The sequence below is a fragment of the Chryseobacterium limigenitum genome, assembly GCF_900114875.1.
Classification (GTDB): domain Bacteria; phylum Bacteroidota; class Bacteroidia; order Flavobacteriales; family Weeksellaceae; genus Chryseobacterium; species Chryseobacterium limigenitum.
On the sequence record NZ_FPKW01000003.1, the window covers coordinates 1 to 26,592 of the forward strand.

25 protein-coding genes and 1 rRNA gene are annotated in these 26,592 nt (G+C 34.5%); 19 read left to right on the top strand and 7 right to left on the bottom strand.

The annotated features are described in order from the left end of the window. Positions 1-151 precede the first annotated feature (151 nt). Positions 152-259 (top strand): 5S ribosomal RNA (gene rrf / locus BT156_RS04890). A 208-nt stretch (positions 260-467) separates the two neighbouring features. Here the strand turns inward: rrf and BT156_RS04895 are convergent. Continuing rightward, entirely contained in the window at positions 468-881 is a 414-nt protein-coding gene (locus BT156_RS04895) for a thiol-disulfide oxidoreductase DCC family protein (protein WP_072407769.1), read from the bottom strand. 9 nt (positions 882-890) lie between these two features. Beyond that, complete coding sequence (locus tag BT156_RS04900) at positions 891-1,352, bottom strand: heme-binding domain-containing protein (RefSeq protein ID WP_072407771.1); 462 nt, start codon at positions 1,350-1,352, stop codon at positions 891-893. Positions 1,353-1,697: 345 nt separating this feature from the next. Between BT156_RS04900 and katG the strand changes: the two genes are divergently transcribed. The 4 genes from katG to upp all read left to right on the top strand — a co-directional run bounded on the left by katG (position 1,698) and on the right by upp (position 7,549). Then, positions 1,698-3,971: a catalase/peroxidase HPI gene (gene katG, locus BT156_RS04905; RefSeq protein WP_072407773.1), complete on the top strand. Its 2,274-nt coding sequence runs from the start codon at positions 1,698-1,700 to the stop codon at positions 3,969-3,971. Between the two features lie 136 nt (positions 3,972-4,107). Beyond that, positions 4,108-5,364, top strand: a complete 1,257-nt coding sequence (locus BT156_RS04910) for a hypothetical protein (protein WP_072407775.1) — start codon at positions 4,108-4,110, stop codon at positions 5,362-5,364. A gap of 137 nt (positions 5,365-5,501) precedes the next feature. Next, positions 5,502-6,812: a ribosome biogenesis GTPase Der gene (gene der, locus BT156_RS04915; protein WP_072407776.1), complete on the top strand. Its 1,311-nt coding sequence runs from the start codon at positions 5,502-5,504 to the stop codon at positions 6,810-6,812. Between the two features lie 83 nt (positions 6,813-6,895). Further along, positions 6,896-7,549, top strand: coding sequence for a uracil phosphoribosyltransferase (upp, locus tag BT156_RS04920; RefSeq protein WP_072407778.1), 654 nt, complete (start codon positions 6,896-6,898; stop codon positions 7,547-7,549). A gap of 1 nt (position 7,550) precedes the next feature. On the opposite strand, the gene BT156_RS04925 is transcribed toward upp, so the two are convergent. From BT156_RS04925 to BT156_RS04940, 4 genes are all read right to left on the bottom strand, one after another. Beyond that, positions 7,551-8,240: an alpha/beta fold hydrolase gene (locus tag BT156_RS04925; protein WP_072407780.1), complete on the bottom strand. Its 690-nt coding sequence runs from the start codon at positions 8,238-8,240 to the stop codon at positions 7,551-7,553. A gap of 134 nt (positions 8,241-8,374) precedes the next feature. After that, on the bottom strand, positions 8,375-9,016 hold the full coding sequence (locus BT156_RS04930; protein ID WP_072407782.1) for a hypothetical protein: 642 nt from the start codon (positions 9,014-9,016) through the stop codon (positions 8,375-8,377). Positions 9,017-9,038: 22 nt separating this feature from the next. Next, positions 9,039-9,701: a ComF family protein gene (locus BT156_RS04935; protein ID WP_317047190.1), complete on the bottom strand. Its 663-nt coding sequence runs from the start codon at positions 9,699-9,701 to the stop codon at positions 9,039-9,041. Positions 9,702-9,994: 293 nt separating this feature from the next. Next, entirely contained in the window at positions 9,995-11,506 is a 1,512-nt protein-coding gene (locus BT156_RS04940; RefSeq protein WP_072407784.1) for a helix-turn-helix domain-containing protein, read from the bottom strand. Positions 11,507-11,596: 90 nt separating this feature from the next. Between BT156_RS04940 and aceB the strand changes: the two genes are divergently transcribed. The 7 genes from aceB to BT156_RS04975 all read left to right on the top strand — a co-directional run bounded on the left by aceB (position 11,597) and on the right by BT156_RS04975 (position 18,250). Beyond that, on the top strand, positions 11,597-13,171 hold the full coding sequence (aceB, locus tag BT156_RS04945; protein WP_072407786.1) for a malate synthase A: 1,575 nt from the start codon (positions 11,597-11,599) through the stop codon (positions 13,169-13,171). 111 nt (positions 13,172-13,282) lie between these two features. After that, positions 13,283-14,563: an isocitrate lyase gene (aceA, locus tag BT156_RS04950; RefSeq protein ID WP_072407788.1), complete on the top strand. Its 1,281-nt coding sequence runs from the start codon at positions 13,283-13,285 to the stop codon at positions 14,561-14,563. Between the two features lie 131 nt (positions 14,564-14,694). After that, on the top strand, positions 14,695-15,084 hold the full coding sequence (locus BT156_RS04955; RefSeq protein WP_072407790.1) for an acyl-CoA thioesterase: 390 nt from the start codon (positions 14,695-14,697) through the stop codon (positions 15,082-15,084). A 93-nt stretch (positions 15,085-15,177) separates the two neighbouring features. Further along, complete coding sequence (locus BT156_RS04960; RefSeq protein ID WP_072407792.1) at positions 15,178-15,624, top strand: 6-pyruvoyl trahydropterin synthase family protein; 447 nt, start codon at positions 15,178-15,180, stop codon at positions 15,622-15,624. A 24-nt stretch (positions 15,625-15,648) separates the two neighbouring features. Continuing rightward, complete coding sequence (locus BT156_RS04965) at positions 15,649-16,452, top strand: UDP-2,3-diacylglucosamine diphosphatase (protein ID WP_072407794.1); 804 nt, start codon at positions 15,649-15,651, stop codon at positions 16,450-16,452. Between the two features lie 173 nt (positions 16,453-16,625). Beyond that, complete coding sequence (locus tag BT156_RS04970) at positions 16,626-17,609, top strand: long-chain-fatty-acid--protein ligase (protein ID WP_072407796.1); 984 nt, start codon at positions 16,626-16,628, stop codon at positions 17,607-17,609. 95 nt (positions 17,610-17,704) lie between these two features. Then, positions 17,705-18,250 carry a hypothetical protein gene (locus BT156_RS04975; RefSeq protein WP_072407798.1) on the top strand — a complete coding sequence of 182 codons (546 nt, stop codon included), beginning with the start codon at positions 17,705-17,707 and terminating at the stop codon, positions 18,248-18,250. Between the two features lie 54 nt (positions 18,251-18,304). On the opposite strand, the gene aqpZ is transcribed toward BT156_RS04975, so the two are convergent. Next, positions 18,305-19,033, bottom strand: a complete 729-nt coding sequence (gene aqpZ, locus BT156_RS04980; RefSeq protein ID WP_072408385.1) for an aquaporin Z — start codon at positions 19,031-19,033, stop codon at positions 18,305-18,307. Between the two features lie 220 nt (positions 19,034-19,253). On the opposite strand from aqpZ, the gene BT156_RS04985 reads away from it, so the two are divergent. The 7 genes from BT156_RS04985 to BT156_RS05015 all read left to right on the top strand — a co-directional run bounded on the left by BT156_RS04985 (position 19,254) and on the right by BT156_RS05015 (position 26,467). After that, on the top strand, positions 19,254-19,874 hold the full coding sequence (locus BT156_RS04985; protein ID WP_072407800.1) for a DUF5715 family protein: 621 nt from the start codon (positions 19,254-19,256) through the stop codon (positions 19,872-19,874). A 126-nt stretch (positions 19,875-20,000) separates the two neighbouring features. Then, positions 20,001-20,735, top strand: coding sequence for a hypothetical protein (locus BT156_RS04990; RefSeq protein WP_072407802.1), 735 nt, complete (start codon positions 20,001-20,003; stop codon positions 20,733-20,735). Positions 20,736-20,761: 26 nt separating this feature from the next. Beyond that, positions 20,762-21,376, top strand: coding sequence for a hypothetical protein (locus tag BT156_RS04995; protein WP_072407804.1), 615 nt, complete (start codon positions 20,762-20,764; stop codon positions 21,374-21,376). Next, positions 21,322-22,155 carry a sensor histidine kinase gene (locus tag BT156_RS05000; RefSeq protein WP_228429988.1) on the top strand — a complete coding sequence of 278 codons (834 nt, stop codon included), beginning with the start codon at positions 21,322-21,324 and terminating at the stop codon, positions 22,153-22,155. Before BT156_RS04995 ends, BT156_RS05000 begins: the two co-directional genes overlap by 55 nt. After that, entirely contained in the window at positions 22,124-22,801 is a 678-nt protein-coding gene (locus BT156_RS05005) for a response regulator transcription factor (protein WP_072407806.1), read from the top strand. Before BT156_RS05000 ends, BT156_RS05005 begins: the two co-directional genes overlap by 32 nt. Positions 22,802-22,966: 165 nt before the next feature. After that, positions 22,967-24,298 (top strand): T6SS phospholipase effector Tle1-like catalytic domain-containing protein, encoded by a 1,332-nt coding sequence (locus BT156_RS05010; RefSeq protein ID WP_072407808.1) that lies wholly within the window; start codon positions 22,967-22,969, stop codon positions 24,296-24,298. Positions 24,299-24,544: 246 nt separating this feature from the next. Then, entirely contained in the window at positions 24,545-26,467 is a 1,923-nt protein-coding gene (locus tag BT156_RS05015) for an ABC-F family ATP-binding cassette domain-containing protein (RefSeq protein WP_072408388.1), read from the top strand. The last annotated feature ends 125 nt before the right edge of the window (positions 26,468-26,592 follow it).

The window sequence follows — 26,592 nt, forward strand, 5'->3', positions numbered from 1 at the left end:
AAACCTATCTCAAGAGACTTGCAAGTGCAAGAAAGGTTTTGTCTTTGTGACTGTTTTTATCGATTAAAAATAGGTATCAGGAACCAGGTATCAGGATTTAGTGTAATACTAAGCCCTAACTCCTAAACCCTCGAACCTTATATAACGCCTTTAGGGTGGTTTTAGCGGTGGGGCTCACCTGTTCCCATTCCGAACACAGAAGTTAAGCCCACCAGCGCCGATGGTACTGCGAAAGCGGGAGAGTAGGTCGCCGCCAGTTTTTATTAAAAGTCTCATTCATTAATTTGAATGAGACTTTTTTTATGTCTATACAGGAAGAAATCAATCATCAATCATCATTGATAAATGATTAGTATTTTTCATAGAAGCTAGAAGCGAGCATGTGCTGAGCATAGCGAAGTAAAGTAACCATTGGCGTATAATAATTTAAAAGATAATCAAAATTCTCAATCAATAGTTGATTTTATTTAGACCTCAATAAACTTTCCTCTTTGATGTGGGGTAGGCAAATAGCATTTCTGATTAGCAAGTTTCATTCTGTTTCTGGAGATAATATCATAAATACGATCACTTACAGATGCGGGGAATATTTTTCCAATTCCTGTGAGCTTATAAATTCCACCTAGTATGGATGCAATTTGTAAAACGGCTTTTGATTTTATCAAATAGTATTGATTCGGTTTCCAAAGATACATGGTGTTGAAAACTTTAGTTTCAAGTCCTCTTTCAGACAAAAAACTTTGCCCAAAATCTGATTGCAGTGAAGCAAACATAAACTGATCATTTTTATCTCTTTCCAAAATCCATTGTACCCAGAAATTGCAGACTCCGCATTCTCCGTCAAAAAATACAATATGCTTATTTTGCCAATTTTCGTCCATGATTTATTTTTAAAATACCATTGCTCTTTCGGTTTCCTCTTTTACTTTTTTGAAGTATTTAATTAATTCCTTCCTTTGTTCCATAGTTAATTTAGCATCCTGATGACCAAGATAATACGAATCTAAAGGCATTTCTTCTTTTTCAATCATTTCAATGCATTCTTCCAGCTTATGAGCTTGTCTTTTAGGTTCGTATGTAGCAAAGGTAGAAAAATTTAAATGCTTTCTTCCTTCATTAATATGATTTTTCAACAACCATGAAGATGGAGCAATATCAGAATACCAAGGATATTTTGATTCATTGGAATGGCAGTCATAGCAAGAAGTACTTATTAATTTTGCGATTTGGGGCGGTGTTTTTTTTATTCTTAAAAAATCCATTCCTGGAGTAGGTGGCGGGTTTTTCTTATCAATCGGAAAAAACTGAATGATAATAAATGCAACAAGAAGAACTACAATTACTTTTTTCATATGCCGAAATTCAGGTTTCTAAGTAGATAAAGTTATTAAAATTTTAATAATAAAAAATATGAAAAATATTGAAATGTCAACTATAAGTTGAATTATTCTAAATATGAACTTTAATTATTGATTTTTATTTAAGTTAAAGCTAATTTTTATTAACTTAAATGCATTATTACATCTTTTATACATAAGTTGAATGAAAATCCATATTTAATCAATCATTATAGTTTTTAACTATTGTAAAAATATTATTGATAGATTGTGTTTATTGTTTAAGCGTTGTAAGTTTGTATAAATATTAATAAACGAAATATTAAAACTGTATAAATCAACATAAAAAATTAAACTACAATGGAAAAAGATTTAAATGACATCAGCAAATGTCCATTTCACAACGGAACGATGAAAAAAGAAAATGTTGCTGGAGGTGGAACCAATAACAAGGATTGGTGGCCTGATCACCTTAGAGTTGATATTCTGAGACAACATTCGTCTTTGTCAAATCCTATGGACGAAAATTTCGATTATGCTGAAGCTTTTAAAAGTCTCGATCTTGAGAGTGTTAAAAAAGATCTTCACGCATTAATGACAGATTCCCAAGATTGGTGGCCTGCAGACTTCGGACATTACGGGCCATTATTTATCCGTATGGCTTGGCACAGTGCCGGAACATATCGTGTAGGTGACGGAAGAGGAGGAGCAGGAGCTGGACAACAGCGTTTTGCCCCCTTGAACAGTTGGCCGGATAACGTAAGTTTGGATAAAGCAAGAAGATTGCTCTGGCCAATCAAACAAAAATATGGTAAGAAAATTTCTTGGGCAGACCTTTTAATTCTTACAGGAAATATCGCTCTTGAATCAATGGGTTTCAATACATTCGGATTCGCGGGAGGTCGTGAAGACGTTTGGGAACCGGATCAGGATGTGTATTGGGGAACAGAAAAAACATGGCTTGGAGGAGATTTGCGTTATGGTCATGGTTCTCCGGGTGTTGAAGGTCACGGTGTTCTTCCTGCGGAAGATGATTCGGAGGTTAATCACTCCAGAAATCTTGAAAAGCCTTTGGCTGCAGTACAAATGGGACTTATTTATGTAAATCCTGAAGGCCCGGACGGAAATCCTGATCCAGTCGCAGCTGCAAAAGATATTCGCGATACTTTCGGAAGAATGGCCATGAATGATGAAGAGACCGTGGCATTAATTGCAGGTGGACATACTTTCGGGAAGACTCACGGTGCAGGTCCGGCAGACCATGTTGGAAAAGAACCTGAAGCGGCAGGAATAGAATCACAAGGTTTTGGTTGGAACAGTTCTTACAAATCAGGAAAAGGTGCAGATGCGATTTCTAGCGGACTAGAAGTTACATGGACTGAAAAACCGACAGAATGGAGCAACCTTTTCTTTAAAAATCTATTTGAAAACGAATGGGAATTAACAAAAAGCCCGGCAGGAGCTCATCAGTGGGTTGCTAAAAATGGGGCTGAAATCATTCCTGATGCGTTTGATCCTAATAAAAAACACAGAGCAACAATGCTTACAACAGATCTTTCGCTAAGATTTGATCCTGTGTATGAAAAAATATCAAGAAATTTTTTTGAAAATCCTGATGCTTTTGCAGATGCTTTTTCTCGTGCTTGGTTCAAATTGACGCACAGAGATATGGGCCCAAAAGTTCGTTATTTAGGTTCTGATGTTCCGGCTGAAGAATTGATCTGGCAAGATCCCATTCCTGAAGTGAATCACGAATTAGTAAATGATTCTGATATTGAATCTCTGAAAAATAAAGTATTAAATTCAGGATTAAGTGTTTCTGAATTGGTTTCTACTGCTTGGGCTTCTGCATCAACTTTCAGAGGAAGTGATAAACGTGGCGGTGCAAACGGAGCAAGAATTCGTTTGGTTCCACAAAAAGATTGGGAGGTAAATAATCCGGCTCAGTTACAAAGAGTTTTGAGTGTATTAGAAAATATTCAAAGAGAATTTAACGATGCTCAAGCAGGAAATAAAAAGATTTCTTTAGCAGATTTGATTGTTTTGGCAGGAACTGCAGCGGTAGAAAAAGCAGCAAGAGATGCCGGACAAAATAGTACTGTTCCTTTTGCTCCCGGTCGTATGGATGCTTCACAAGAGCAGACTGATGTTGAATCAATGGGATATTTAGAACCTGCGGCAGATGGTTTCAGAAATTATCTGAAGAAAAAATATACTGTTTCTACAGAAGCTTTATTAATTGATAAAGCTCAGCTATTGACGCTTACAGCTCCTGAATTAACTGTTTTAATTGGTGGAATGCGTTCTTTAGATACGAATTTCGATGGTTCCAAGAATGGAATATTCACTCACCGTCCAGGAGTTTTAACCAATGATTTCTTTGTGAATCTTTTAGATATGAGCACACAATGGAAAGCTATTTCAGAAGATAATGAATTGTATATGGGTACTGACCGATCAACGGGTCAACCGAAGTGGACAGCTACCCGTGCAGATTTGGTCTTCGGTTCAAATTCTGAATTGAGAGCATTGGCGGAAGTGTACGGAAGTTCTGATGCTCAGGAGAAATTTGTGAAAGACTTCGTGACAGTATGGACTAAAATAATGAATCTTGATAGATTTGATTTGATCTAAATTTAATACTTAACATAATATTTATGAAGACAGTCGTTTTGGCTGTCTTTTTTTATGGATTATGTATTAATTGATGATTAAAATCAGTTGATTTTTAAAATAAAAGCTATATTTGTTGAAGAAAAAACAAACTTAAATGACTAAAAAATTATTTCCTGCCTTACTTTTGGTAGGTGCATTTACTATTGTTAATGCTCAAGTTGGGGTTAATACCGAAACTCCACATGCAACGCTAGATGTAGTCGGAGATCCTGCAAACAATGCAAAATTAGATGGAATTATCGCCCCAAGAATTTCCGGAGATTTACTAAAAGCTAAAATGTATACTCCTTTACAAACGGGTGCTTTGGTTTATGTCACAACTGCAGATCCTTCTCCAGGCGGGCAGACTTTAGATGTTACCTCTACAGGTTACTATTATTTTAATGGAGATTTAGACAAATGGATTAAGATTACATCCGGAATCCCTTCTGAACCTTGGAAAATTCAGGGAACTAATAGCCAGTCAACATTAAACACGGATAACATTTACCAACAGGGTAAAGTGGCAATCGGGACAAATTCGGCAATTTTAGCAAGTACAAAACAGTTGGATGTTGTAGGAGATTTTAAATCCAAATATACCGATGGTACCAATTATTTTGGGATTGAAACCAATTCAACAGATTTTGGAACACCTATAAATTTAATGTATTATGCCAATGATAATGATCTTTTATCGGCAAGTAATACCAGTGTTCTTTCGTTATATAATGGAGTGAGCAATCTTCAGTCTAATAACGGACAAGGCGGTGGTAGCGTAGCAGCTTTCTCAAATTCTACAGGTGGTAATGCCGGTATGGTTGCCAATAATTCTGATGCTTCTGTTATCTCTTCAATTTGGGGATATAATGATTCTAGCAGAAGTAATGTCTCGTTGTCTCATAGCAAAAACAGTGCAGAATCTTCGACAGTTACAATCAATAAAAATGTTGGAGTTACCTTTGGATTTTCAAATACAGTAGGAACCACAGAAGGAGAATATACTTTTCCAAGAACGAATGGCTCGGCAAATCAGGTTTTGGTGACTGACGGAGCGGGAAATGCTGTATTATCCTGGAAAGATGCTTCATCGCTTAATTCAAAAATCAGAAACGTGTCTTCAGGTGCTATATTGGCTGATGATTATACAGTTTTAATTGCGGGAAATATTTCACTTCCTGCTGCGACTGCTACAAATCTGGGCAAAGTTTATAATTTAATAAATGACACAAACGGACCTGTAACGATAACCGGAACATTTAGAATTAATGGAGGTAATTTCACTAATTATAACTTAAATAACACAGACTTAGGAAGAGGTATTGTAGTTCAGAGTACTGGCTCTGCTTGGGTAGTGATTTCAAGATATTAATATTTAAACCTCTCATTTCGAGAGGTTTTTTATTACTAAATAATAAAGCCTTATCTTTGCAAAAAATTGAGCTCCAAAAGTTGGAGTAACTCATTAATAACTTGTCCTTTATTATGAAGGATTATTAAACATTTTTTATGTCAAATATTGTTGCTATCGTTGGGCGTCCCAATGTAGGAAAATCCACATTATTCAACCGTTTACTGGAAAGAAGAGAAGCTATTGTAGATTCTACGGCTGGTGTTACAAGAGACCGTCACTACGGAAAATCAGACTGGAACGGAGTAGATTTCACCGTTATTGATACAGGTGGGTATGATGTGAACAATGACGATGTTTTCCAGGAGGAAATCTCAAAACAGGTTCAGTTGGCTATTGATGAAGCTACGTCTATCATTTTTATGATGAACGTAGAAGAAGGTCTTACCGATACAGATTACGAAATTCACGAACTTTTAAGAAGAGCAAATAAGCCGGTTTATATTGTAATTAACAAAGTAGATTCAGCTAAAGAAGAGATTGATGCTACAGAATTCTACCAATTAGGAATCGATAAATATTATACTTTATCGTCTGCAACAGGTTCCGGAACAGGAGAGGTTTTAGATGATATTGTTAAAGATTTTCCTACAACAGATTATAAAGATCCATTCGAAGGTTTGCCTAAAATTACCATTGCGGGTCGTCCGAATGTTGGAAAATCTACTTTAACAAATGCTTTATTGGATGCTGATAGAAATATCGTAACAGATGTTGCAGGAACTACAAGAGACAGTATTCAGACGCTTTACAATAAATTCGGACACGAGTTTGTATTGGTTGATACTGCCGGAATGAGAAGGAAATCTAAGGTAAACGAAGATTTGGAATTCTATTCTGTAATGAGATCTATCCGTTCTATTGAATATTCAGATGTTGTGATCATCATGGTAGATGCTACCTTAGGATGGGAATCTCAGGATATGAATATCTTCGGTTTAGCACAGAAAAACAGAAAAGGGATCGTTATTGTTGTCAACAAATGGGATCTTGTTGAAGACAAACATACGAATACAGTACGTGATTTTGAGCAGTCGATTAAAGATAAAATCGGTCAGTTCAGCGATATTCCAATTCTTTTTGTTTCAGCTTTAACGAAACAGAGAATTCTGAAAGCTGTAGAAATGGCAATGTTGGTTTATGAAGACCGTAAGAAGAAGATAAAGACTTCAAAATTAAATGAAATCATGCTTCCCATCTTCGAACGTACTCCACCACCTGCAAACAAAGGGAAATTTATTAAGATTAAATATTGCGTTCAGCTTCCTACGCCGTCACCACAGTTTGTATTCTTCTGTAACTTACCGCAGTACGTAAAAGAACCATATAAGAGATTTGCTGAAAATCAATTGAGAAAAGAATTCGGATTTACCGGAGTTCCAATCGAAGTGTATTTCAGACAGAAATAAAAATATATCCCTTTTAGATTTTTCTAAGAGGGATTTTATTCATATTAAATTTAACATTTTTAAATAAAAGCTTTTTCAGAATAATGAGTACAATTGTGTTGTCAGAACAATTTTCGTTAATTAATTCTTGGATTAATGAACTTCGTAATGTTGATATTCAGCAAGACCGAATGAGATTCCGTAGAAATATGGAGCGCATCGGAGAAATTGCTGCTTTTGAGATCAGTAAAGGGTTGGAAACAAAAGAAATTGAAATTCAGACTCCTTTAGATACAATTAGGGTTAAAGAGATTGCTGTTCAGCCCGTTATTACAACGATTCTGAGAGCAGGTGTTCCTTTGTTTGAGGGGATTTTAAACTATTTCGACAGAGCAGACTGCGGATTTGTTGCTGCCTATAGAAAACACGATGCGAACGATTATTTTTCAATCAAACAGGATTATTTAACGTGTCCAAGCATCGAAGGAAGACCTCTGATTGTTGGAGATCCAATGTTGGCAACTGGCGCATCTTTAATCGAAGCGATCAAAGATTTATTAACTCACGGGAAACCGTCTCAACTTCATATTGTTGCAGCAATTGCTTCAAGACAAGGTGTTGAAACTATCGAAAAAGCATATCCTGACGCAAAAATTTGGGTAGGAGCCATTGATGAAAACTTAACATCAAAAGGTTATATCAGCCCGGGATTAGGAGATGCAGGAGATTTAAGCTACGGAGAAAAGCTTCAGAGATAATCTAAGAGAGTTTCCAGAAATCTTTCATTAGATCAAATAATAATATTGGTTGTACTTTGTCCAGAGGATGTTTTGTATCTGGAAGTACGGCCAATTTTGCGTTTGGGATCTTTTTGTAAACATCAATACTTTCCTCCAGACTCACCATGTTGTCTTTATCGCCGACCATGATCTGAACCGAAGTTTCAATTTTAGTTAAAACTTTATCTTTCAATGGTGGATTTTTACCTAAACAAACCATCATTTTGGCAATATCCGAAAGTAATTGCTTCCATTGAAAGCCATGCTGAATTTCCAATTGTTCCGCATATTTTGGAATTTTCTCAAGAATAAGTTCCGGATTAAATAGTTTACTTTCTTTTAAAGCCTGTTCTTCCGTCCAGTCAAATTTGGTTCCCAATGTGATAATTGAATTTACATTTTTTGGATTTTCAGAAGCATAACAAAGTGCAACATAACCTCCCATACTGTGCCCGAAAATATAAACATCATCTAAATTTTCCGTTTCACAATATTCTGCTATTTCCTGCACATATTTTTCAATAGTTATTCCACCTTCAGGCAAAGATGTATTTCCATGGCCAGAAAATAAAGGCGTATGAATATTAAAATACCTTGAAAGTTCTTCTAAATAAGGGTTAAACATGCTACTGTGCCCCAGAGCTCCATGTAATAAAAGTAAATTTTTCATAATCAATAGTTTACCTGAAAGTATAAAAAACATTTGAGATAATAGAAAAATTTTTCAATAATCCATTAGATCAGACAAGCACAGTAACAATAGTTAACTGTGCTTTGAAAAGATATTTATAAAGATACTTGTGTTTAAAAATTATTGTATAAAGCAACTGCCTGAAAATTTGTTCCGGGCATATTTCCTCCCTGCGTGCATGGTGTATTGTCAAAGCATATACCTTCCAATGTTATAGAATGAGTTCCCGCAGGCAGTTCGATAGAGAAAGAACCGCTATTGTAAAAATACCCGCTAAGATTTGTTCCTGTTGAAGTCGCATTAGAATATGCATTACTTGCTCTAGACACTATATTACCATCTACAAGTAAATGGGTTCTCAAAATACGGGCTCTGCCGTCGGTAGCTGGAGTTGACAGATAAACAGGTACAGAAAAATTGATCATCACCAAAGCAGTCTTAGTTAATGTTATTGATTGTGTAGAAATTGTAGATGCAAGAGTGTTGCTGTTATTCAAAGCAGCAGGCAAGGTTGTAAGGCTAAACAGAGGTACATATTGTTGATTCAGGCTGCTTTTAGGAACATAGTCTATATTTCCGTTGGTATCTGTTGCTAAGACCTGAGTATAACTTGTATCTGCAGATTTATCAGAAATAACTCGCATTCTGGTAGTTCCGTTTATGTCTAAAGTTCTTGTTGGCATATCAATGTTTATCCCTACTTGAGCACTGGTTATTACTCCTAAAAAAATTAAAAGAGTGTAAAGCTTTTTCATTATTTGATTTTAATTTATATTATTACTTATCTATCGCCATTACCAGCACGCTCACTTTGTTATTTCCTGTTTTAAGGATTTCCCATGCTGCAGTGGCGATTGTATTTCCGGTTGTAAAAACATCATCAACTAAAAGGACATGTTTTCCAGAAATATTTTTATTCATCGAGAATAGATTTCCTGTGTTCAGGCGGTGTTTTTTATCCTTCAGAGCCTGTGCTTTCGAATAAGAACTCCTCAAAATCACTTTATGATCAAAAGGAATGTTATAGAATTCAGATAATGTCTCAGCAAACAAATGCAGCTGGTTGTATCCCCGTTCTTTAAGTTTCTTTTTATGAAGAGGAATGCTGACGATCAGATCTGGTTTACTATTTTTGAAATCTATACGTTCCGTGACCCAATTAGCTAAAATTTCTCCTGTTTTTTCTCTGTTTTTATATTTTAATTCATGTATAATTTTCCGGCTTACACTTTCTTTTTCAAACTGTATCAAAGCATAAGCATTTTCTACAGGAAAGAGTGTTTTACATATTTCTTTAAGTATATTTTCTCCAAAATAATCAAAATGCGTGAACTGAATTTTTTCGAAGCACATATTACAGACGATAAGATTACTCTCAATAATTTTACTACAATCTAAGCAACGGTCTGGGAATAATAAATCAAGAAATATATCTTTCAATCAATAATTTTTTTGTAAAATTAATAAAAAACAATTCAATTGAAAGTGAATTTTAGTGTAAAATTTAATTTTATTTGATTAATTGTTGTTTTTTACATTGTAGTGTTATTGTTTTAGTAAAAAATAAATATAAATTTTATTAATTCGATAAAAAATTAATTATATTTTATAATCCATTGTATTTGAATTGATTATATTGGTTTTGGAACGCTTGTTTTAAATTTTGGTTAAAATTAAAAACCTTAAACAAATAATTATAGTTAGAAATAAATGATGCAAACTTTTGGAAATTGTTATAGAAGCTCTTTTCTTATTTTTTCAATAGCATTTTTCATCTCAAGATTGAAATGTTCTTTTTCCAATCTTACGGGTTGAGCTTGTCTAACTTCACAATCTGCGATACTGCAAGATTCACAAGTCACTCCAACATTAACGGTTTTTAAAGTAGGAGATTTGATGAAATTAATTTTCTTAATTGTCTGAGAATTCAATAAAATTCCCAAACAATAACTTCTGTTACTTCCGTCAGAAAATGGGTTTTTTTGCGAGGTAGAAATCACGAGATAACTTACACCCTGATCTTTATAATGTGAAATTTGGGCACCAGTCAATGTTTCATTTTCCTTTAAATGAGCTAAATTTTTCACAGCGATCCATCTTCTGCAATAATGCTCATTCGTAGCGTTTGCGTGTGGAGCCTGTTGATGATTAAGATGTAATTCCTTTAAAATCTGTATTTTATCTGTATTTTTCTTTTTAACCAAACACAAATAAAACAAGTCCTTAATTCCCAATTCCGAAGAAAGAACATTCGTTAATCGATAATAAAAAGTTTCGGGCGAATTGGTGAAATTTTCAATAAGATTTTCAAAATTGGTTGGTTCCCAGTTGTTTTGTAAGAAAAAATTAGAGGTATTTTCAATGATTTGCTCTTTTGAAATCAATAAGGCTCCGGCGAAATAAGAAGCATAAAAGTTATTCAAAATTTCCTCAAAACTTCCGAAATCCAGCCATGAATAAGTGTTTGGTCGATTTTTTAATTCCAAAACATTAAAGCCAATTTCTTTTGCCAAAATAAAAGTCTTCTGATCTTTTTCAAGTTTGATATTCAGCAGCAGTAATTTTTTTTCAGGAATAAAGAGTGAACGAAGATTATCTAAAGCTCCAAATGTTTCAAAATTATCAGATTGAATGGTATAGTTAAATTTTTCAATCAAAATATTTTCTAATACTTCAGTTTTTATATTTTTACTGATTTCTAATTGATTTTCTTCAGCAAAATGCACTACTTTTTCCTCTATTTCAGGGAAATAATTATCATACAACTCTTGGAAAGATCGCAGAACGGCAAAATAAAAACGTTCTTTTCCTAAATTATAATTCTGCGAGATTTCAATCAGTGCATTAATAAAAGCGGTCACTTTTTTAGGTGCATCACTGATAATACTAATTAAATTATTCTTATTAATCCCAAAAAGTTCTAATGGAACTTCTTTAAAAAAATCCGATTGTAGAATTTCATTAAAAGGCGCTAAACTTTTATCCAGTTTCGTCGAAACCAGATCATCAAAAGTACAATTTAAGGATTCTGAAAGTTGAATGATCTTATCGTGTTTCGGATATTTTTTACCATTTTCAATTTCGTTTAGATAAGATTTAGACAAACCTGTTTTTAGGGCAAGATCCTGCAAAGACCAATTTTTCTTTTGTCTTTGCTGTTTCAGTTTTAGTCCGAAAACCGTTTTAATAAAGTCGCTGTCAGAATTCATTATCCAAATATAAATAATAGAAGCGATTATTCGCATAATAATTTTTTAAAATATTTAGCGAACGTTCGCTAAATATTAAATATTTTTATTTATGTTTGTAATGTCAAATCACAAAATCAATAAGTTATGGAAACTAAGACTCAACTAAAAATAAAATCACAAAATCAGTTTGACGAGCTTTTTACTTCGGAATTAGTAGATTTCTTGGTAGAACTTCATCAAAATTTTAATCCTAAACGGTTACAGCTTTTAGAAGAAAGAAAAAAAACTCAGCAGGAATTGGATGAGGGGAATCTTCCAAAATTCTTAAAAGAAACCGAAGAAATCCGAAACGGGAATTGGGTTTGCGCTCAACTTCCGGATGACTTGCTAGACCGGAGAGTTGAAATTACCGGACCTGTTGACCGAAAAATGATTATCAATGCTCTGAATTCGGGAGCGTCAACTTTTATGGCGGATTTTGAAGACAGTAATTCCCCAACCTGGAGTAATTGTATGCAGGGGCAAATCAATCTTTCTGATGCAATCAACAGAGAAATTGATTTTACAACCGAGCAGGGAAAATCTTATCAGCTCAATGAAAAAATTGCAGTTATTTTAGTTAGGCCAAGAGGTTTGCATTTAAATGAAAAGCATATTGAAATTAATGGTGAAGAAGCTTCTGCTTCGTTAATTGATTTTGGAATTTATTTTTTCAGAAATATAAAAAAATTGTTGGAAAATGGAAGCGGAACTTACTTTTATCTTCCAAAATTAGAGCATTACAAAGAAGCTCGTTGGTGGAATGATGTTTTTGTTTTTGCTCAAAATTATCTGGAAATTCCACAAAGAACGATCAAAGCAACGGTTTTAATTGAAACAATTACCGCTTCTTTCCAAATTGACGAAATTTTATTTGAATTAAAAGAGCACAGCTCAGGTTTGAATTGCGGACGTTGGGACTACATTTTTTCTTTCATTAAAAAGTTCAGAAATCTACCCCAATTTATTGTTCCCGACAGAGATCAGGTGACCATGACTTCACCTTTTATGAGTGCTTATTCGAAAAGGGTGATTGAAATTTGTCACAAAAGAAATGTCCATGCGATTGGTGGAATGGCGGCGCAAATTCCGATTAAAGATAATTATGAAGCGAACAGTTTAGCTTTCGAAAAAGTAAGAAATGATAAAAAACGTGAAGTAAAAAACGGTCATGACGGAACTTGGGTAGCGCATCCTGCTTTGGTTTCTGTTGCGAAAAAAATTTTTGATCAGTATATGCCTTCAGAAAATCAGATTGATAAAAAGTTTAATTATCAAATCAATGAAGGTGATTTATTGGAGATCCCAAAAGGTGAAATTACCGAAAAAGGAGTCCGAAAAAACATCAATGTTGGAATTCTCTACATCGAAAGTTGGTTAATGGGAGTCGGGGCTGCCGCGATTTATAATTTAATGGAAGATGCGGCGACGGCAGAAATTTCAAGAACACAAATCTGGCAATGGCTGAAAAATGAAGCGGTTTTAATTGATGACAGAACATTAACCCGAACAATGATTCTTCAGTGGGAACTCGAAGAAATGGAGATTATCGAAAAATATGTAGGTGAAGAACGTTTCAAAAACGGAAAATTCAATCTCGCAAAAGAGCTTTTTAATGAATTGATTTTCTCTGAAAACTTCGAGGAATTTTTAACCTTAAAAGCATACCCTTTTATTTGAGTTTGAGGGTTTTAGAGTAGAGTGTTTTAGAGTTTAAAAATTACTATGAATTTGCACTTTACCTAATCCCTGATTCCTAAACCCTTATATCTAAACCCTAAAAATATTATTATGAAAACAAGACAAGAACAAATCCAGGAAATAGAAAAAGACTGGCTTACAAATCCTCGTTGGAACGGTATAAAAAGACCTTACACCGCTGAAAAAGTACTGAAACTAAGAGGCTCTTACAAACTGGACTATACGATTGCGACAGAAATGTCTAAGAAGTTCTGGGACAAATTAAACAACCAGGATTTCGTTGCCGGACTTGGGGCGTTAACAGGAAATCAAGCCGTTCAGGAAGTTGATGCAGGTTTGGAAGCTATTTATCTTTCAGGCTGGCAGGTTGCTGCGGATGCTAATTTATCTGGCGAAATGTATCCTGATCAGTCTTTGTATCCAGCAAATTCAGTCCCTTCTGTGGTGAAGAAAATTAATAATGCTTTGTTGAGAGCAGATCAAATCCAATCCGTAAATGGAGGAGGAGATAAAGAATATTTAGTTCCGATTATTGCAGATGCGGAAGCCGGTTTCGGAGGAAATCTGAATGCATACGAATTAATGAAGCAAATGATTGAAGCGGGCGCTGCTGCCGTACATTTTGAAGATCAATTGTCTTCTGCTAAAAAATGTGGTCATTTGGGAGGGAAAGTTTTGGTTCCGACTCAGGAAGCGATTAATAAATTGATTGCAGCACGTTTGGCAGCTGATGTTTTGGGTGTCCCAAGCTTAATTATTGCCCGAACAGATGCTGATGCAGCGGATTTATTGACTTCAGATATTGATGACAGGGATAAAAAATTTGTGACAGGAGAAAGAACTTCCGAAGGTTTTTATGTTGTGAAAAATGGAGTAGAGCAGGGAATTGATCGTGGTTTGTCCTACGCTCCTTACGCAGATTTGATCTGGATGGAAACTTCAAACCCTGATTTAGAACAAGCAAGAAAATTCGCAGAAGGAATTCATGCCAAGTTCCCCGGAAAGATGCTGGCGTATAATTGTTCGCCTTCTTTCAACTGGGCAGCGAGACTTTCTGTGGATGAAATGTTGAATTTCAGAGAAGAATTGGCAAAAATGGGCTACAAATTCCAGTTTATTACACTGGCAGGCTTCCATGCTTTGAATACGGCAATGTTTGAATTGGCTTTAGCGTACAAAGAAAAAGGAATGGCCGGATATTCTGAACTGCAGGAACGCGAATTTGCGCTGCAGAAAAAAGGGTTCAGAGCGGTAAAACATCAGTCTTTTGTAGGAACAGGATATTTTGATGAAGTACAGAATGTGGTGACAAGCGGTTCTTCAGCAACAGTTGCCATGAAAGATTCTACGGAAACAGCACAGTTTCACTAGATCATTTTTTCCATATTTAAATAAAATTTTCAGATGTGAACCTTCTCAGTTTTGGGAAGGTTTTTAGCTTGAAACTAAAATTGAAAATTTAAAGTTCTTATATTTGATTATTAATGAAGCTGTAAAAAATAATGAGTTTAATATATCAAAAAGAAATAAAAGTAACCGAAGAACATATTGATCAGAACAACCACGTTAATAATGTTCAGTATGTGCATTGGGTTGAAGAAATTGCAGGCGAACACTGGGATTTTGTAAAGCACAAAACAGTATATCCTGAAGATATCTGGATGCTTTTGGATCATCATATTCAGTACAAAAAGCAGGTATATTTGGGCGATACTATTACAGTGAAAACATATCCCGAAGCTCCTGAAGGAGCAAAACAGCCGAGAAAAGTTGAATTTTACTGTAATGATCAGCTTGTTGTAGATTCGCTTACACTGTGGATTTTGATTGATTTGGAAACACATAAAATTAAACGTTTGGAAGAAGACTGGCTAGATAAGCTGGATTTTTAAATATGTTTTTTTCTAAATTAATTAATCAGTGTATTTGGTTTTACTTCCACCAGACAAAACCAAAACTCAAACCAAATTTCTTATCTTTGCACTATGATACGTATTACAAAGATTTTCACATTCGAAACAGCCCACGTGCTGTATAACTACGATGGGAAATGTAAAAATATGCATGGACATTCCTATAAGCTGTTTGTAACAGTGAAAGGAAAGCCTGTAAATGATTTGGAGAACCCGAAAAACGGGATGGTAGTTGATTTTGGTGATATTAAAAGTATTGTAAAACCTGAAATTGTAGATGTTTGGGATCATGCAGTTTTGATCAACGGATTATCTCCTCACAGAGAATTGGGTGAGAGTCTTGAAAGTCAGGGGCATAAAGTGATTTATTGCAACTTTCAGCCAACATGTGAAAATATGTTGTATGCGATTGCTGCAAAAATAAAGTCAAAACTTCCGGAAGGCATTTCTCTGGCTTACCTTAAACTTCACGAAACAGAAAACTCTTACGGAGAGTGGTTTGCAGAAGATAATCAATAATATATTCAACAAAAAACTCAATCGGTGTTAAAGACTACCATCAATTTAGAACCTGGTAAAAAGGTGTATTTTGCTTCAGATCAACATTTTGGAGCTCCCAATCCTAAGGATAGCAAAATTCGTGAAGAAAAATTTATCCGTTGGATGGATGAGATTAAAGAAGATGCACAGGTTTTATTTTTAATGGGCGACCTTTTTGATTTTTGGCATGAATGGAAACATGTAATTCCTAAAGGGTATGTACGTGTTTTAGGCAAAATTGCAGAATTAAAAGACCGTGGCATTCACATTTATTTTTTTGTCGGAAATCATGATCTTTGGATGAAAGATTACCTGGAAGAAGAAATTGGCTGTACGGTTTTCTATAAAAAACAATATTTTGAGATGGGCGGAAAGCAGTTTCTGCTTGCTCACGGAGACGGTTTGGGACCTGGCGATAAAGGGTACAAAAGAATGAAAAAAGTCTTTACCAATCCTGTTGCGCAGTGGTTTTTCAAATGGCTTCATCCCGATATTGCCATGAAGATTGCTTTGTATATGTCACAAAAGAATAAAATGATATCCGGTGATGAAGACAAAGAGTTTTTGGGCGAAGAAAAAGAGTTTTTAATTATTTATTCAAAAGAAAAACTGAAAACTCAGAAAATAGACTATTTTATTTATGGTCACCGTCACCTTCCGATGGTGCTGGATTTGGAGCAAAAAGCAAAATATATCAATCTTGGAGACTGGATCTCGTATTTTACGTATGGTGTTTTTGAAAAGGATTTCGAATTAAAGTCTTTTGCGGATGGAACAAAAAAAATTACCCCTAAAAGAGGTAATTAACGGACGAAAATAAATTTTCATCCTGTTTTTAATCCATATTCCGGGTAGATAATTGCAAGAATCTGACCAAAAATTAAATTTAAGCTTAAAAAAATATTAAAAAAAATATACTTTGCTTACTATTTTGTTTCAAATTGAGGAAATAAAAGGAAAGTGCAAAATTTTATAAAAGATTGGAAAATATATTCAGCATACAGTCAGAGCAGGATTTTTTGGATGCAGCATTGAAAACGTTTCGTTATCAATATGAAAATATTGAGATCTACAGAAAGTTCGTTGATTATTTGAAAATTAATCCGGATGAGGTGAAAAAACTGACAAAAATTCCGTTTCTGCCAATTGAGATGTTTAAAAATCATCAGATTGTAGACAAAAATATGACAGCTGGCCTGTTTTTTCAAAGTTCAGGAACGACGCAGATGAATTTGTCTAAACATTTCATTGCAGACGAAAATATATATAAGGAAAGTATTTATAAAAGTTTTGAACAGTTTATCGGAAAGCCGGAAGAGTTTATCTTTTTAGGTCTGCTCCCAAGTTATCTGGAAAAGCAAAACTCATCCTTAATATATATGGTAGATTATTTGATGAAGAAATCGGGCAAGCCTGAAAACGGATATTTTCTTTACAATCATTCAGATTTGTTTGAGCTTTTAAACACTTTGAAAGATAAAAAAGTCATTCTTTTCGGAGTTTCTTTTGCGCTTTTAGATTTCTTGGATTTTTGTAACTCCAACACTCCAACACTCCAAAATTTCAACACTCTTACTATAATAGAAACCGGCGGAATGAAAGGACGTAAAGAAGAAATGACCAAAGACGAATTGCTGAAAATTCTTCAGGATGGTTTTAAAACGGATAAAATTTATTCTGAATATTCTATGACGGAGCTTCTTTCTCAGGCGTATTCTTTAGGCGAAAATGTGTATCAATGTCCAAACTGGATGAGAATTTTGGTAAGAAATGCCGAAGATCCTTTTAATTATGAAAAAGAGGGGAGAACCGGAGCAATCAATATTATAGATTTAGCGAATGTGCATTCATGTGCTTTTATTGCAACACAGGATTTAGGAAAAACGCTTCCTGATTCTAAATTTCAGGTTTTGGGAAGAATTGATCATTCTGATATTCGCGGATGCAGTTTGTTGGTGAGCTAGTGAGTTCTTGAGTTGGAGGGTTTGAGAGTGATAGAGTTTTAGAGACATTAAATTGATCATTTATCAATTATTTTTTATCATTTATTTAAAAATTCATGTTAAAGATAGAAGAACTTGTTCATGTGTATATTCATTCTCACTGTGATTTTGAGAAGGAAATTGTGTTGACCAATCATTTTCATTCTGATTGGGAGGCGGACATGCTCATCATTGATGCAGAGGGTTTTAGTCATGAAATCGAGATCAAATTTTCAAAAAGTGATTTTAAAAATGACTTCAAAAAATCATATTTAAATATAAAAACAGGCGAGAAATTTCTGAAACATGATAAAATTTCCTGTGGAGATTATATTTGTAATGCTTTCAGTTTTTTGCTTCCGATGGGAATGATAGAACACAGTGTAATTCCCGAACATTGCGGAATTATTGAATTTTATCACAACGTTGATACTTGGGAAACGGAGTTTTATCTGATCCGAAAACCTAAAAAAGTACATGGAGATTCTTATTGGAATTTAAATGATAAAAATCTTTTCATCCGAAAAATGGCTTTGAATCTGCTCCAGAAAAAAATGGAAATCAAAGGAAAACATGAAGAACTTATTTTTAAAAATCCTTTTGATATTAAAAAAATAAAATAGAAAATCCTGCCACTATGACAGGATTTATTTTTTGTAATATATACGTTTTAATATTTAAGCAATTTCAGCATCTGTGCGCTGTAATAGAAATTTATAAATCAATCCTCCGACTACACCTCCTAAAATTGGTGCTGCCCAGAATAACCAAAGCTGAGACATTGCATTTCCACCTACGAAAACTGCCTGCGAAAGTGATCTTGCAGGGTTTACGGAAGTATTCGTGATTGGAATTGAAATAAGGTGAATTAATGTCAAACCTAAGCCAATCGCAATTCCTGCGAATTTTCCGTTTGCATATTTGTCGGTTGCTCCCATGATGATGATCAGGAAAAATGCTGTCAGTAAGAATTCTGCTAAAAATGCAGCTCCCATTGAGTATCCTTTCCCGAAGTAGACGGCATCACCATAGAAATTGGTGGCAAAAGCCCCCGGTCCGGAAAAATCCGGAGTTTCGGAACCGCTTAAAATGACGTACAGGCATCCCGCAGCCAATAAAGCACCCAAACACTGAGCGGCAATGTAAGGAAGTAAATCTTTGGCCGGAAATCTGCCTCCTGCCATTAAACCAAACGAAACTGCAGGATTAAAATGCCCTCCTGAAATGTGTCCGACAGCGTATGCCATCGTAAGTACAGTAAGTCCGAAAGCCAAGGCAACTCCTACTAAAAGAATTCCCATTTGACCATTGGATGCCGGAGCGATCTGAGAGGCGAAGATTGCACTTCCGCAACCTCCGAAAACAAGCCAAAATGTGCCGAAAAATTCAGCAAATAGTTTTTTTATCATGTTGTTTATTTTAAATGTAAATCAAATTTAAAACTAATATTGTAAACTGAAAAGTAAAATTCTTAAAATATTTTAAAATAATATGAAACTTGATTGCGAAATTAACAATTGTATCTTGGGGTTTATGGTGAAATTAATTTTACAATATTGGTATAATGATTGAATTGTATAACATAAATGTTTATTTTTTCGTTTATAAATTTAAAAATCATTCTTAATGAAAAAGTTTTTGAGTGTGGCTTATGTCTGTGCTATATCTAGCTTCTATTATTCTCAGACCGCAAAAAAGACAATTCCTTGCTATGATCTCACCGAAGTTTTAAAAGTGGAAGCGACTCCTCTTTATAAACCTCATTTGGATGCCTCAAAAAGTTTTGGAGTGAAATTGCTCTGGGATTCCAAAACAATTCAGAAATATATCGGCAACGGAAAATTTCATAAAATAAAAATGAAGGGAAAAGGATATCGTATTCAAAAACTGGATTACAGCAGGGCTTACATGGTTTCTAAGGCCAAGGCAACACTTGAGAAGATGGGAGCAAGATTCAGTAAAGAAACAAAAGGGCATACTTTTACGGTTTCATCTATGACTAGAACCCTGGAAGATCAGTGTAGATTAAGAAAAGTCAACGCTAATGCCTCTGTAGGGATTAGCTCGCATAACTACGGAAATTCTTTCGATATCTCTTACATCCGTTTCAATGATGTTTTAAAATACAATCCTAAAATGGAAATCGCTTTGGAAAAAGTGCTGAATTACTACGCTAATGCAGGCAGAATTTATTATATCAAAGAAAAGCAACAAAGCTGCTATCATATTACCGTAAGGAATTATTAAAGCAAAATGTCAGTAATTATTTTTTTATACTTGGGAATTGTTAATAAATCTTCAATTATTAGTGAGATATTTGTACAGGTAGTTTAATTTATATAATTTTATGCGACTAATTATACCATGCAAATTATGACAACTTTTAACAACGAACAGTACGAAATGGCATTAGCAGACTGGGCAAACTGCTGTGCAAATTATCAAATTATTCAACAATTAATCCCAACTAATTTTGTTTTTGAGCTTACTCCAGATCAAATTGATTGGCTTAAGAATACGAATGACAACAAAAATTTCTGTACAGAAATAGGGGTGTATAGTGCTAAACTTGTATTGATCCTTTGTCCGCTTGACAGTAATGGACAGAAAATTCCTGTAACAGAACATCCGTACAGTTTCCTGGCTGAATTAACGAATGACCTGACGCTTATGGAAAAACAGGAATATACTGTAGTGAAAAATGCGGTATTATCTAAAGAACTTTGCAATATTGATCATAATTCTAATATGTTTTTACCGGTATCAAATGTGCCGACTATGGATCAGGACAAAGCATTAACTGCAATAGAATCTTGGAGAACGGAAGGTATGACTTGGTTCTACATGGAATGCAGCGAGTTCAAAGGATCAAGAATTTTCAAGAGATTTTTGGTGCCTGCAGAGGATCTTACTCCAATAAAAGAAAATTTGTCAAGAATTGTATGTTCATTTGGACTTAAGTTTTCTGATATTTACCAGAGAACGCTTGTAACATTAATCTTTATTTCTCAATATCAGGAGAATTTGGAAAATAATGGAAGTAGTGTTCAAACAATTTCGAATACTTATGACTGGTCACAGCCGTGTCCGCCAATTTGTAATATTTAAAAAAAATCAAGTAAAAAATAAATTAAATGGAGGATGCTTTTAAAGTAATACTTTATTTTAATAACAGTTTTCTTTTTATTAGTGCGCTTATAGGACTTATAAAATTTAAGCGTTTAAAAAACACGGAAAAATGGTATGTTTATTATATCATTTTTCTTTTTTTAATAGAAGCTGCGATTAAAATTTCAATCTATGTTTTTGAATTAAAAAATATAGATTTCCTGTATCCTCTTTACGTATCCGGCGAGCTGTTTCTGCTGGGGAGTTTGTTTATAAGGAAGTCTAACCTGTCCAAGTATTGGTACATTCCGATCGTTGCTTTGGTAGGATGTTTTTTCTTTATAAATAAAGTGGAAACAAACGAATTAAAGAAAGTGATCTCAAATATTGTAGTGATCTGTTTTGCAGGGTATTCGCTCTTAACGGAGATCAGAAAAAGCGAAACCAATAATGACAGATTTATATTGGTAGATGCTTTTATCTTCCTTTATTATGCTGTTTCGGTGTTTATATTTTTCATGCTTCGTCAGCTGAAATCGTTTTCTAATGATGAGGTTTATATGATCTGGGGTATGAATAATATTCTGTGCTGTTTCCTTTATATATCAATTATTTATACCTTTTTAAAATTAAAGAAATAACCTTAAATATCAGCTTTTTTATCACTTTGATTGTCGTTTTGCTGATCATTGTGGTTTTCGTTTTACTGGCGTATAAATTTTTCATTGATAGAATTATTAAAGAAAAAAATGCACAGCATGAAGCTGAAGTTCTTCACCAGAAAAGACTGGTTTTAGAAAACATCAAAGCGCAGGAAGAAGAAAGAAAAAGAATTGCAGTAATGATTCATGATGACATCGGAAACCGTCTGAATATTCTTTCTTTATGGCTGAATAATCTCGACACAAAAGGTGATGAATTAATTAAAAAGAATATTTCCGGTCAGATGTCTTCTTTAATAGATTCTGCCAGAAGTATTTCCCATTCATTATATCCTGTAAACTTAGAGTCTGTTGGATTGGTTTTATACATTGAAGAATTAATTAACAATTTGGCCAATCGAGTTAATATCTCATTAACGGTAAGCTCCAAATTTGAAAAGAAAAATATTTTCATTGAAGTGCAGGTGTACAGGATCATTCAGGAATTTACAACCAATGTTCTGAAACATTCTGAAGCTACGAGAATCTGGATTTATATTAAAGATAATCAGAAAAACCTGAGTGTAATAATTTCTGATAACGGACAGAGTTTTGAGTACGAAGCCGTAAAAAAAGGAATGGGAATTAAAAATATTGAGTCTAGAATAAAATCCATGAATGCTCTCCATAAATGGAAGAACGTTTTAAATAAAGGAAGCCGTTTAATTATTAAAATTCCATGTAACGATGAATCCGCAAATCAAAATAGCGCTAATTGATGACGAACAACTGATCCTTGAAGGGGTGAAAATGCTGTTGTCAACAGAAAAAAATATTTCAGTATCTTTGACCTGTAACAACGGACCTCTTTTTATCGAAAGTTTAGAGACTTTACCAAAAGAAGAATTTCCCGATATTGCATTGGTAGATGTACAAATGCAGCCCATGAACGGATTCGAATTGGTGGAGATTTTAAAAGAAAAATATCCCGATCTCAAAATAATTATCCTTTCCTCTCATTACAAAAGTTCAATTTTAGGATATATGGTTAAGCTTGGAGTTTCCGCTTTCCTTCCTAAAAATTCCGACAGAAAAACCTTTATTGATGCCATCACAATGGTGTATAAAAATGGAGTTTTCTTCACTTCTGAAGATCATCAGATGTTGTTTTCTTATATGAACAGTTCCAGCAAGAAAAAATCATTGTTTGAAATGGATGATGAGCTTTCCGAGCGTGAGAAGGATGTTGTTAAATTGATCTGTCAGGAACACACCAATAACGAGATCGCTGAAAAGCTATTCATCAGCCCAAGGACGGTTGAAAGCCACAGACAAAGGGTTTTAGAAAAAATCGGAGCCAAAAATACAGTCGGCATTGTTATTTATGCCATCATCAACAATATTTATTCACTAGAAAGAATTTGATTCCGTAGAAATACGGAATTTTTTATTTGGTGTTTTCTACTGTAGCATTTTGTTTCATTTCGATGTTATTTTGAAAGTGTTATTCAGAGAGGTTTTTAAGGTGTTTGAAAAGTTTTTTTAGCCTTAAATTTTTCCTCAATAACTCAATTAAAAAAAACAATAAAGATGGAAAATGATATAGTTTCTATCGGAATTTTTTTCGATGGAACCGGAAACAACGGACTTAATGCGACTTCCCCTCAGAAGCCGACAAGCAGGAACGAAAGCTATCATAATAATATAACCAACGTTTATAAATTGTATCAACTTTTTAATGGAAATAAGAAAATTTACGTTGAAGGAGTTGGAACCGTAACGGGTGCTGAGGATAGCGATTTTGCGATGGTAACCTGTAGAAATCCTTATCGATTCACAGGATACTCTTCTGATGACAAATTGGCGAAGGCAAATGTTTTTGTGGATGAGGTGACGTTGGATAAAACGAAAGAATATCATTTCTATGTTTACGGATTTAGCAGAGGATCTATGTTGGCAAGAAATTTTTGCTATGAATTATTAAAGCAAAATCCCAAAATAGCAGGAAATTTTAAAGTTAAATTTTTAGGCGTTTTCGATACGGTAGAATCTACGCCTTTTAATGATTATAACGTAAGTCTTCTTCCGGGTGTTGAAAGAGCTTTGCAGTTATGCGCGGTTAATGAATGCCGATATTTTTTTCCATTGACGGGCTTTTTTAAAGATTCAAAAAGTATGGAAGACACAAAGTCCGAAACCGGAACTTCCGTTTGGAAAGAAGTTTTTGTTCCCGGAGCCCATGCAGACGTAGGGGGTGGATATTTGAAAGGCCCGCAATCTGTATATGTTTCACATGACTTTGTAATTAAAGATGAGGTGGATGATTATGTTTCGAATGTGAAAAATACAGCGACAGATGCAGAAGGTAATAAAATTTGGGAATCACTCTTAGAAAATTATGAAATAGATTCCGGAGACTTTTTTTCGCAGGCTTATGTGAAAAGAGATCTCGTTTATAATGATCTTCCGAAAGTTTACGGAAAATTAATGTTGACAGAAACTAACGCCCGGCAACCTGTTTTTAATACAGATTTTGATGATTCTAATTTTGAGATCGATCCTAAAATCCATCAGTTTTTACTGTCATTTTCAGATGAGCTGGAGAAATATGTTAAGGATCTTTCTCCTAACCTAAAACCGGTCTATAACTATGAGCGATTTGTGAATTATACTCATTTTTCGTCCAATTTCGGTTTGTATGAAAAGGCTTTATTATTGAGAACGGAAGAAGAGATTTTTGTTGAAATGCTCAATGATAGTCTTAACGTTCCCGGCAGTGCCACGATAAAACATGCCAATGCAGGAGAATCAAAACTTCAGAAGGAAATTCATTTTTTAGAACACGATGTTCTTACGGATTATGCCTACGAAGGCAATATTCCGAATAATGATAACTGGAGCCGGTCCATTTTAATTAAATAAAGATTTTATAATAAATGTTAGTACTTTTTCAGTTTTAAATTTAGGTGTGAGCTGTCTGTGGTGGGCAGCTCTTTTTTTTCAAAAAAGAATCATTTCTTAATGATAAATAATAAAGTTCATATAAGTTTTTAGATTAATGCAAGGCTGTTCAATTTGAACGGCTTTTTTTATTTCTGGGCTATTCATTTCTTTTTCCGTATTTTTGCACCCGAAAAATATTCAGTATTAATTCTTAATTATCATTACATGCTTTCGGTTCAAGGTCTAGGATTACATCATTCGGGAAACTATCTGTTTCAAAACGTTAATTTCACCATTAAAAAGGATGATAAAATTGGTTTGGTTGGTAAAAATGGAGCGGGAAAATCCACTTTATTGAAAATGCTTTCCGGAGAAATTACTTTCTACGAAGGGAGTGTAGTGCCGGATGGCAACATCACGATTGGTTTTTTGAAGCAGGATCTTGATTTTGTGAAAGGCAGAACTGTTTGGGATGAAACATTGCAGGCTTTTGAGCAGATCAATGCTTGGAAAAATGAACTTGAAGAAGTTAATCATCAAATGACCATCAGAACTGATTATGAAAGTGATGGTTACACGGATCTGATCAACAAAATGACAGAACTTAATGATATTTTAATGCATCACGATGCCTATAACTTGGAAGGTGATGTAGAAAAAGTATTATTCGGATTAGGTTTTAAAGCGGATGATTTTCAAAAAATAACGGATGAATTTTCCGGAGGTTGGAGAATGAGAATTGAATTGGCAAAACTGCTTCTTCAAAAGAACGATGTCATGCTTCTCGATGAGCCTACCAACCACTTGGATATGGAATCTATCATTTGGCTTGAAAACTTCTTAAAAGATTATCCCGGAGCGATTGTTCTGGTAAGTCACGATAAGCAGTTCATGACAGCGGTTTGTAACAGAACTTTTGACGTTAACAACAAAAAAGTTGACGATTATAAAGCTGATTACACCAAATATCTTGAGCTTAGAAAAGACAGAAAAGAAAAACTGATTCAGGCTAAAAAGAATCAGGATGCAGAAATTAAACATACAGAAGAATTGATCAATAAATTCCGTGCAAGTGCTTCTAAAGCATCTTTTGCGCAGTCTTTGATCAAAAAACTGGAAAAAGTTGAACGTATTGAAGTAGAGAACGATGACGTTTCAAAATTCAACATTCGTTTTGTACAGTCTGTTGTTCCCGGAAAAGTAAACTTTGAAGCTGAAAAGCTAGGAAAGGCTTATGGAAAAAAGCAAATCTTTGATGATGTGAATTTCATCGTACAGCGTGGAGACAGAATTGCCCTTTTAGGTCAGAACGGACAGGGAAAAACAACATTGGCAAAAATTCTTTCAGGCGAAATTACAGATTACACAGGAACCTGGAATTTAGGTCATAACGTAAATATTGGATATTTTGCCCAAAATCAGGAAGAAGTTTTAACGCCAAATAAAACGGTTTTAGAAGAAGCGGAAGACGCTGCAACAGAAGAAACCAGACCTAGAGTAAGAGATTTATTAGGATCTTTCTTATTCCAGGGAGAGGCTGTGACCAAAAAAACTAAAGTACTTTCAGGGGGAGAAAGAAACCGTCTGGCACTTTGTAAATTGTTGTTACGTCCTTTCAACACGTTGATTATGGATGAGCCTACCAATCACTTGGATATTCAGTCTAAGGAGATTATTAAGCTCGCTTTACAGAAATTTGAAGGAACATTGATCGTAATTTCTCACGACAGAGAATTTTTACAGGGACTTTGTGATAAAATCTACGAATTCCGTGATGGAAGAATGAAAGAATTCTTAGGAGATATCAACGAATATCTGGAATTCAGACAAAAAGAAAGCATCAGAGAAATTTCTGCCGAAAAAGCAAAACTTCACGCCGATGATGTGAAAGTTGAGGTAAAAGAAGCTCCAAAACCAAAAGTGGAGGAAAAATCTCAGATCGTAAGCAAAGAACAAAAAAATATTCAGAATAAATTAAAGAAAGTAGAAGAGAAAATTTCTGAGCTTGAAACCAAAGTGGAAGAAATGGAAGCTACCTTCACCAAAGAAAACCCTTCTGAAGAAACCTTAGAAAAATATAATAAAACTAAGGAAGAATTGGATGCAGCTCTTCAGGAATGGGAGTATCTGGGTTCTCAATTGGATTAATTTTTATTTGAATTAATAAAATAAAAGATCCTTCGGCTTCGCTCCGGATGACACGGGCAAATTTTCTGCTTAGATAACGTTTAGTATTAGCGATGTCATCCTGAGCGGAGTCGAAGGAGCTAAAA

Bases quoted from the DNA above. Each gene is read 5' to 3' on its own strand.
- BT156_RS04895 (WP_072407769.1), bottom strand. From the start codon at position 881: ATGGACGAAAATTGGCAAAATAAGCATATTGTATTTTTTGACGGAGAA.
- BT156_RS04900 (WP_072407771.1), bottom strand. From the start codon at position 1,352: ATGAAAAAAGTAATTGTAGTTCTTCTTGTTGCATTTATTATCATTCAG.
- katG (WP_072407773.1), top strand. From the start codon at position 1,698: ATGGAAAAAGATTTAAATGACATCAGCAAATGTCCATTTCACAACGGA.
- BT156_RS04910 (WP_072407775.1), top strand. From the start codon at position 4,108: ATGACTAAAAAATTATTTCCTGCCTTACTTTTGGTAGGTGCATTTACT.
- der (WP_072407776.1), top strand. From the start codon at position 5,502: ATGTCAAATATTGTTGCTATCGTTGGGCGTCCCAATGTAGGAAAATCC.
- upp (WP_072407778.1), top strand. From the start codon at position 6,896: ATGAGTACAATTGTGTTGTCAGAACAATTTTCGTTAATTAATTCTTGG.
- BT156_RS04925 (WP_072407780.1), bottom strand. From the start codon at position 8,240: ATGAAAAATTTACTTTTATTACATGGAGCTCTGGGGCACAGTAGCATG.
- BT156_RS04930 (WP_072407782.1), bottom strand. From the start codon at position 9,016: ATGAAAAAGCTTTACACTCTTTTAATTTTTTTAGGAGTAATAACCAGT.
- BT156_RS04940 (WP_072407784.1), bottom strand. From the start codon at position 11,506: ATGCGAATAATCGCTTCTATTATTTATATTTGGATAATGAATTCTGAC.
- aceB (WP_072407786.1), top strand. From the start codon at position 11,597: ATGGAAACTAAGACTCAACTAAAAATAAAATCACAAAATCAGTTTGAC.
- aceA (WP_072407788.1), top strand. From the start codon at position 13,283: ATGAAAACAAGACAAGAACAAATCCAGGAAATAGAAAAAGACTGGCTT.
- BT156_RS04955 (WP_072407790.1), top strand. From the start codon at position 14,695: ATGAGTTTAATATATCAAAAAGAAATAAAAGTAACCGAAGAACATATT.
- BT156_RS04960 (WP_072407792.1), top strand. From the start codon at position 15,178: ATGATACGTATTACAAAGATTTTCACATTCGAAACAGCCCACGTGCTG.
- BT156_RS04975 (WP_072407798.1), top strand. From the start codon at position 17,705: ATGTTAAAGATAGAAGAACTTGTTCATGTGTATATTCATTCTCACTGT.
- BT156_RS04985 (WP_072407800.1), top strand. From the start codon at position 19,254: ATGAAAAAGTTTTTGAGTGTGGCTTATGTCTGTGCTATATCTAGCTTC.
- BT156_RS04990 (WP_072407802.1), top strand. From the start codon at position 20,001: ATGACAACTTTTAACAACGAACAGTACGAAATGGCATTAGCAGACTGG.
- BT156_RS04995 (WP_072407804.1), top strand. From the start codon at position 20,762: ATGGAGGATGCTTTTAAAGTAATACTTTATTTTAATAACAGTTTTCTT.
- BT156_RS05005 (WP_072407806.1), top strand. From the start codon at position 22,124: ATGAATCCGCAAATCAAAATAGCGCTAATTGATGACGAACAACTGATC.
- BT156_RS05010 (WP_072407808.1), top strand. From the start codon at position 22,967: ATGGAAAATGATATAGTTTCTATCGGAATTTTTTTCGATGGAACCGGA.
- BT156_RS05015 (WP_072408388.1), top strand. From the start codon at position 24,545: ATGCTTTCGGTTCAAGGTCTAGGATTACATCATTCGGGAAACTATCTG.